This is a genomic window from Yersinia aldovae ATCC 35236 (genome assembly GCF_000173735.1).
GTDB classification, from domain to species: Bacteria; Pseudomonadota; Gammaproteobacteria; order Enterobacterales; family Enterobacteriaceae; genus Yersinia; species Yersinia aldovae.
This window is the reverse complement of record NZ_ACCB01000048.1, coordinates 24,324-31,454: the sequence shown is the minus strand read 5'-3', so window position 1 is coordinate 31,454 and position 7,131 is coordinate 24,324. Positions and strand designations below refer to the sequence as shown.

Here is a 7,131-nt window from a genome sequence, read left to right as displayed (position 1 = left end):
GACCGATTTGTTATTCGTTTGCTGCCTACCTGCAACTCCAATTACTTTGGGCCTTCGTCTTTGGTGGGTTAGCCCAGTTGTCCGTTTGCCAAATGCTTAACGCGACGCTTCACTTCTTCTTGCTTACCGGCGTTAAAGGGCCGTGCATCCGGGCTGCCCAAATAGCCACATACCCGACGGGTGACTGACACTTTTGATGGCTCATGATTGCCGCATTTCGGGCAAGTGAAGCCCTTGCTGGTACAGGAGAATTCGCCAGTAAAACCGCACTCGTAGCATTCATCAATTGGTGTGTTGGTGCCGTAATAGGGCACGCGGCTGTAGCTGTAATCCCAGACATCTTCCAGCGCTCTGAGGTTATGCTGCAAGTTAGGGTATTCGCCGTAACAGATGAAACCGCCGTTAGCCAATGGAGGATAAGGTGCTTCGAAATCCAGTTTGTCGTACGGGTTAACTTTCTTTTCAACATCCAGGTGGAAGCTGTTGGTGTAATAGCCTTTGTCGGTGACACCTTCTACTACGCCAAATTCGGCGGTATCCAGGCGGCAGAAACGGTCACACAGGTTTTCGCTCGGCGTGCTGTAAAGGCTAAAGGCGTAGCCAGTTTCTTCTTTCCAGCTATCGGTGGCTTGTCTCATGCGCTCGACGATAGCCACGCCTTTTGCACGTAACTTTTCGTCGTCAAAGACATGGGATTGATTGCCAAATAGCGCATTAACCGTTTCATGAATACCAATAAAGCCCAGCGAGATAGATGCGCGGCCATTTTTGAAGATTTCAGAGATATTGTCATCGGCTTGCAAGCGCACACCACAAGCGCCTTCCATATACAGGATGGGGGCCACGCGGGCTTTGATCCCTTCCAAACGAGCAATGCGGGTCATCAAGGCTTTCTTGGCCAGCAGCAGGCGCTCATCCAGTAATTGCCAGAATTTCTCTTCATCGCCTTGAGCTTCCAATGCGATACGTGGCAGATTCAGGCTAATAACCCCAATGTTATTGCGGCCATCGTGGATCTGCTCGCCATCTTCCTCATATACACTGAGGAAGCTGCGACAGCCCATTGGTGTTTTAAAGGAACCGGTCACTTTAACCACTTGATCGTAATTGAGAATATCGGGATACATGCGCTTGGTGGCACACTCAAGTGCTAACTGCTTGATATCGTAATTGGGATCGCCAAATTTATGGTTAAGGCCATCGCGGATAGCAAACACCAGTTTTGGGAACACCGCAGTTTTACGGTTTTTGCCCAAACCAGCAATGCGATTACGCAGAATCGCTTGCTGGATCATACGCGATTGCCAATTGGTGCCCAGCCCGAAACCGAAGGTGACAAATGGCGTCTGGCCATTGGCGGTATGCAGGGTATTGACTTCATATTCCAGCGATTGGAAAGCGTCGTAACACTCTTTTTCGGTGCGTGACATGGCATAACCGGCAGCATTCGGGATCTGCCACTCTTCAGCGACCGCCTTATGTTTGTTAAAACTTTCAGTGACAAACGGCGCCAGAATTTCATCGATGCGGTTGATGGTTGTGCCGCCATAGATATGGCTGGCGACCTGCGCGATAATCTGCGCGGTCACGGCGGTGGCGGTAGAAATGGATTTTGGCGGCTCGATTTCCGCATTACCCATTTTAAAACCTTGGGTCAACATGCCATCAAGATCGATCAACATGCAGTTGAACATCGGGAAGAATGGCGCGTAATCCAGGTCATGATAGTGGATTTCACCGCGTTCATGAGCCAAGACCACATCGCGCGGCAAAATATGTTGTTTGGCGTAGTGTTTCGCCACAATACCGGCCAGCAGATCGCGCTGAGTCGGGATGACTTTACTGTCTTTATTGGCATTTTCGTTCAGCAGCGCTTTGTTGCTTTGCTCTACCAAACCCCGGATTTCCTGATTGAGGTGACCACGCAGTTCGCGCGAGATATCCCGGTCATGGCGATATTCAATATAGGCGCGGGCGAGTTGCTTGTATTGACCGGCCATCAGTTGGTTTTCGACCGCAGTCTGAATATCGCGGATATCAACCTTCGGCTGGTTTTCCATCGTCTGAGCGACCACACGGGCAACAGTTGCACAATAATCTGCGTCCACAACGTCAACAGCCAGGGCTGCGCGCTCGACAGCTTCCTTGATCCGCACCTCATCAAAAGGTACCTGACAACCGTCCCGTTTAATCACTACTGTTTTCACAATGCCTGCTCCTGTAGCCGGTAATAATTATCCACAAGAAATCTTATCCACAAGGCAAGCCGCAGCGGGTAAGGGCTGCGAGGGAGGTGTGGATGGTTTTGTGGATAACTACTACATATAGATGTTTGAATTCCTACAACCACTATATATGGGTAATGGCAGAAGTGACAGCCAACTAATTTGACTTAGAACAAGGAAATCGACGTTAGGTCTATTTCCTGTTCAGTGCGTCACAAAAGTGACATTTTTATGTGACTTATTGTGCGGATAAAGCGTGATGTGGGCCGAAATATTTTAACAGAAAATCAACCCAAACTCGTACTCTGGGGGGTAAATTGGCGGAGGCATAATAAAGCCATACTGGGGTCGGGGCGGGCCAGTAACTCACCAATACCGGCATCAGGCTGCCATCGGCAAAGTGTGATGCTGCATGCCATTGTGCCACAGAGGTTATCCCCATATCGGCTAAGGCGGCATGTAGCAGAATATCCGGTTGAGAAGAGATCAAACGACCTGACAACTCTAAGGATTGAACCTCATTATTCTGCTGCAATCGCCATTTTACTATTCGGCCATTTGATGGATTGCGGTGTAATAAACACTGATGTTGATAGAGATCCTGTGGGTTACTGGGTGAACCATTGCGGGCGAGATAAGCAGGGGATGCCGCCAGCACCATTTGCATTGGGTAAAACTGACGGGCAATCAAACGGCTATCGGGATCGATACGCGTGCCGATACCGACATCAAAGCCTTCACCGACCAGATTTACCACTCTGGCCTCCAGTGAGAGATCCACATCAATCAGCGGATAGCGCGCCATAAATTCTGGAATCAGTGGCATTAATAGTTGGCGGCCAAAACCAGGAATGACACTCACCCGCACCGTACCACTGGGTTGCTTATCATCACTACGTACGGTATCCAGTGTATTGGACAGCGCCTGCCACAGTGGTGCCACCCGTGCTAATAACGCCTTACCTTCATTCGTCAGCACCACACTGTGGGTATTACGCTGAAACAGACGCAGTGCCAGCTTTTCTTCTAATACGCGAATATTTTTACTAACAGCGGCAGGGGTTACCCCTAATTGGCGTGCGGCGGCGGAAAAATTCTCACACTGAGCGGCGCTGAGAAAAGCGGGCAATAAACGATGGACATCAAAAGGCAGCGACATGGTTGATACCTTGAGTTGAAATTAATGTGACTGATAGCAGCCTACACCCACGGCGCTAAAGATGAAAAGATAGTTTGATTAATCCTGTTGGAGAATGAACATGTCTCGTATTTTAGTGCTGACCGCCCACCGGACACCTGATGAGTCCCGTATCAACCGTCGGTTAATAGAAGCTCTTCGTCCGCTGCCAACTGTCACCGTGCATGAACTGATTCGTGAATATCCAGATTTTCAAATTGATGTCGCCCGCGAACAAGAATTGCTGGAATCGCATGATGTGATTGTGATGATGTTTCCATTTTACTGGTATAGCTCACCGGCTATTTTAAGTGAATGGCAGGATGCGGTGTTAACTTACGGTTTTGCCTATGGCAGCAGTGGCGACAAGCTACAGGGTAAACCGTTGCAGTTGGTGGTTTCCACCGGCGGGAAGGCTCAGGATTACACGCCACAGGGCTATAACCGTTACCCAGCGCTGGATTTGTTATTGCCCTTCCACGCGATGGCGAACCTGACCGGGATGGATTATTTGCCACCGTTTTTGGTGCAGGGGGCAAATGAGATGCCTGAAGATACTTTAGATCGTTATGTTCAGGGTGTGGTGGGGTTGGTTAAGGGGTTTTAGTCACTCGTCCTGGTAGTAAGTGATCTGGTTCATTATTTTGGTTGATTTGGTGATTTGGTGATCCGGTGCTCGGATTCGGTTGTTAGAATAGATTGGATCACTGTTTCGGTTGATAATCATTCAGCGCTCACTTAATTTCCGCCGCCTCAACCGAGTTAAGGCCCATAAGCGTGGGCCTTAACAATCCGCGCTTGCGCACGTATCGCTGGCCTGCTTCGCAGGTGCCCTCAATCATCGTTCCGGCTAACGGATGGCTTTATTCGCGTCCCTGCTCATGACGCCTCAACCCGCCGTCCTTGGCGGGTTGCCTTGCCTACTCTCTTCACTCGGCTGCTCAAATGTGCTTTTAAACATCAAAACCTAAAGAAAAGGTTTTGATTTTGACGTTGGGCGCAATCAGGAATATTGCCGACAAAGATTGCAGGCCGAATGAGCCGCATGGACGCGGCGAAAGGGGCTGTCGAGCTGGGAGCGAGTCGGCCCCGGTTCGATTAGCCTGCAAGCTGCCGGAGGGCATGGCGAAGCCACAATATTTCGCGCAAGCGCGGGATTCCATAAGGGGGCGCGCCCGCCCCCTTTGGCGGTTGAGGCGACTAAGGTTAGGTTAGCCGTAAAGTTATAACAACCGAATCCGAGCACCGAATCAACCGAAACAGTGATCCGATCTATTCTATCAACCAAACCTTAACCCACGAGTGAACGGCAAAACGCTACCCCATAAAATGTTCCGCCAACTCAAGATCCCGCCGCGTAAACTCTCTCACAATTTTCCCACTCTCCATCATGGCTGCGCGCTCGGACATATGCGCGACCACCTCACTGTCGTGACTGACCAATAAATAGGTCATGCCATGTTCGCGTTTCAAGTGGTTGAGTAGATTGAGAATCTCTGCCTGAACCGACATATCCAGTGCAGAAGTTGGCTCATCCAGCAAGAGCAGTTTAGGCCGTAGTAGTAAGGCGCGGGCAATGGCAATACGCTGGCGCTGGCCTCCGGAGAATTGATGTGGGTAGCGCTGTGCTGCCGATGCCGGTAAACCTACTTGTTTTAGAGCTTGATCAATCCGTTGCTGGATATTCTTTTCGCCGTGAATCTTTAATGGCTCGCCCAGCGTACGCTGAATATTATGTTGCGGATGCAGCGAGGCATAAGGGTCTTGGAACACCATTTGCACCTCTTTGCGCAGTTGGCCGGTGAAGCGCTTACCCGGCTGTAACGGTGTGCCCAGTAAGGTTATCTCGCCTTGCCACTCGCGCTGCAAACCGGCCAGAGTACGTAACACGGTGGATTTACCACAGCCAGATGCCCCAATCAGGCTGAAAGTCTCACCTTCTTCAACTGTAAAACTGACCGACTCAACCGCCGTTTTTAGCTGACTCTTTTGGGCAAAGCTGACTCGTAGATTTTTGACTTCAATCAGTGCCACGGAAACCTCCAGAGAAATCAGCGCTGCGGTCTAATACCGGCAGATCCGTGCCATAGGTACTGGCATTCGGGCGGCAAGCCCATAAGGTATGGGTATAAGGATGAGTAGAATGGGGCAGGTCAGCCGCCACGCCTTGATCCACCAGTTTCCCCTGATACATCACCAACACCCGATGACAATGTTCTGCCACTAACGGCAGGTCATGGCTGATCAGCAGCAGACTCATATTACGCTGTTCAGTCTGTTCGACGATCAACTCCAGTATTTGGTTACGCAGTTTGGCGTCCAATGCGGAGGTTGGCTCATCAGCAATTAATACCCGTGGGTTATTCACTAAAGCGATAGCTAACATGGCGCGTTGGCCCATACCGCCGGAAAGTTGGCTGGGGTAGCTGTGCCAGACGCTTTCATTGAGTCCGACTGAGGCTAGTGCATTCAATACTCGCTCGCGGGTATCCGCGCGGGAAAGCGTGTTATGCAGCAGCAGGGATTCTTCAATCTGTTTCCCCACGGTGCGCACCGGATTCAGTGCATAGCGCGGGTCTTGCAGCACCATCGCAATTTCACTGCCACGCAGCGCACCCCATTGTTTAGGCTTTAGATGCAGCAGATCGTGTTCGATAATCTGGCCCGAATTGCCTTGCTCAGGGGGCGTGTCAGAGTAATAACGCAGTTTCTTGGCACTGACTTTGCCGGGGGCGCTTACTAATCCCATCAATGCTCTGGCGGTGACTGATTTACCTGAACCGGACTCGCCGACTAAGGCAACCCGCTCCTGGCCGAGCTGGAAAGAAATATTATCCACCACCCGCTGTTGTTTAAAATCGACACACAGGTTTTCAACCGCGAAAATTTTATCAGTCATGGTGGGGATCCAAAATATCGCGCAGGCCATCGCCTAACAGGTTAAATGCTATACTGCTCAGTAAGATAGCGCAGCCTGGAATGGCGGCAATCCACCATTGGTCAAAGATAACCTGCATACCGTCGGCAACCATTGCACCCCATTCCGACATGGGGGGACGCGCGCCCAAACCGAGGAAACCTAACCCGGCGGCGGCTAAGATAATACCCGCTAAATCCAGTGCCAGACGAACCACCGCAGAAGGCAGGCACATGGGCAGAATATGGCCCCATAGCAAGCGCAACCCTTTGATTCCCATCATTTCAGCCGCCGCCAGATAATCACTTTTACGTAATAACTGAATCTCGGCTCTGGCCTGACGGGCATAGGCCGGCCAAGCGGTCAGCGCCAATGCTAAGGCTCCGTTAAGCAGGCCCGGCCCCAGCATGGCAACAAAAGCAAACGCCAGTATCAGCCGTGGCATGGACATCACCACATCGGTAATGCGCATCAGAATACGTTCGAGCCAGCCGCCGTAATAACCGGAAAGCACCCCGACCAGCAAGCCGAGCGGCAAGGTTATTACGGTAACCAGCAGCACCAGCCCCAAGGTGGGGCGCGTGCCATAAATCAGGCGCGACAGCATATCGCGGCCATAACTGTCAGTTCCCAGCCAGTGAACTGCACCCGGAGGTAGCAACCGGTCGGCCGCGTTTTGCCAGTTGGGATCAACGGGGGCCAGCCACGGAGCGAAAATCGCGATGAACACCAGTGAGGAGAGAATCAACAGCCCCATGCTGGTGGAGGGGGAACGCTTTAGCGTGTAGCAGATTTTTGTTATCGGTATCGAC

At 51.3% G+C, this 7,131-nt stretch carries 6 protein-coding genes; 1 reads left to right on the top strand and 5 read right to left on the bottom strand.

Going from position 1 to position 7,131, the window contains the following annotated elements; genetic code table 11:
- Positions 1-68 precede the first annotated feature (68 nt).
- Positions 69-2,207, bottom strand: a complete 2,139-nt coding sequence (gene nrdD, locus YALDO0001_RS17085) for an anaerobic ribonucleoside-triphosphate reductase (RefSeq protein ID WP_004704914.1) — start codon at positions 2,205-2,207, stop codon at positions 69-71.
- A 256-nt stretch (positions 2,208-2,463) separates the two neighbouring features.
- Positions 2,464-3,384, bottom strand: a complete 921-nt coding sequence (locus YALDO0001_RS17080) for a LysR family transcriptional regulator (RefSeq protein WP_004704910.1) — start codon at positions 3,382-3,384, stop codon at positions 2,464-2,466.
- A 100-nt stretch (positions 3,385-3,484) separates the two neighbouring features.
- On the opposite strand from YALDO0001_RS17080, the gene YALDO0001_RS17075 reads away from it, so the two are divergent.
- Complete coding sequence (locus YALDO0001_RS17075) at positions 3,485-4,009, top strand: NAD(P)H-dependent oxidoreductase (protein WP_004704907.1); 525 nt, start codon at positions 3,485-3,487, stop codon at positions 4,007-4,009.
- Positions 4,010-4,719: 710 nt separating this feature from the next.
- Here the strand turns inward: YALDO0001_RS17075 and YALDO0001_RS17070 are convergent.
- From YALDO0001_RS17070 to YALDO0001_RS17060, 3 genes are read right to left on the bottom strand one after another with little or no spacing between them, the layout of a single operon-like run.
- Positions 4,720-5,436 carry an ABC transporter ATP-binding protein gene (locus tag YALDO0001_RS17070; protein WP_042840390.1) on the bottom strand — a complete coding sequence of 239 codons (717 nt, stop codon included), beginning with the start codon at positions 5,434-5,436 and terminating at the stop codon, positions 4,720-4,722.
- Positions 5,423-6,301: an ABC transporter ATP-binding protein gene (locus YALDO0001_RS17065; protein ID WP_042840388.1), complete on the bottom strand. Its 879-nt coding sequence runs from the start codon at positions 6,299-6,301 to the stop codon at positions 5,423-5,425. Before YALDO0001_RS17065 ends, YALDO0001_RS17070 begins: the two co-directional genes overlap by 14 nt.
- Positions 6,294-7,127 (bottom strand): ABC transporter permease, encoded by an 834-nt coding sequence (locus YALDO0001_RS17060; protein ID WP_082167818.1) that lies wholly within the window; start codon positions 7,125-7,127, stop codon positions 6,294-6,296. The genes YALDO0001_RS17065 and YALDO0001_RS17060 overlap by 8 nt, the downstream gene beginning before the upstream one ends.
- Positions 7,128-7,131 lie beyond the last annotated feature (4 nt).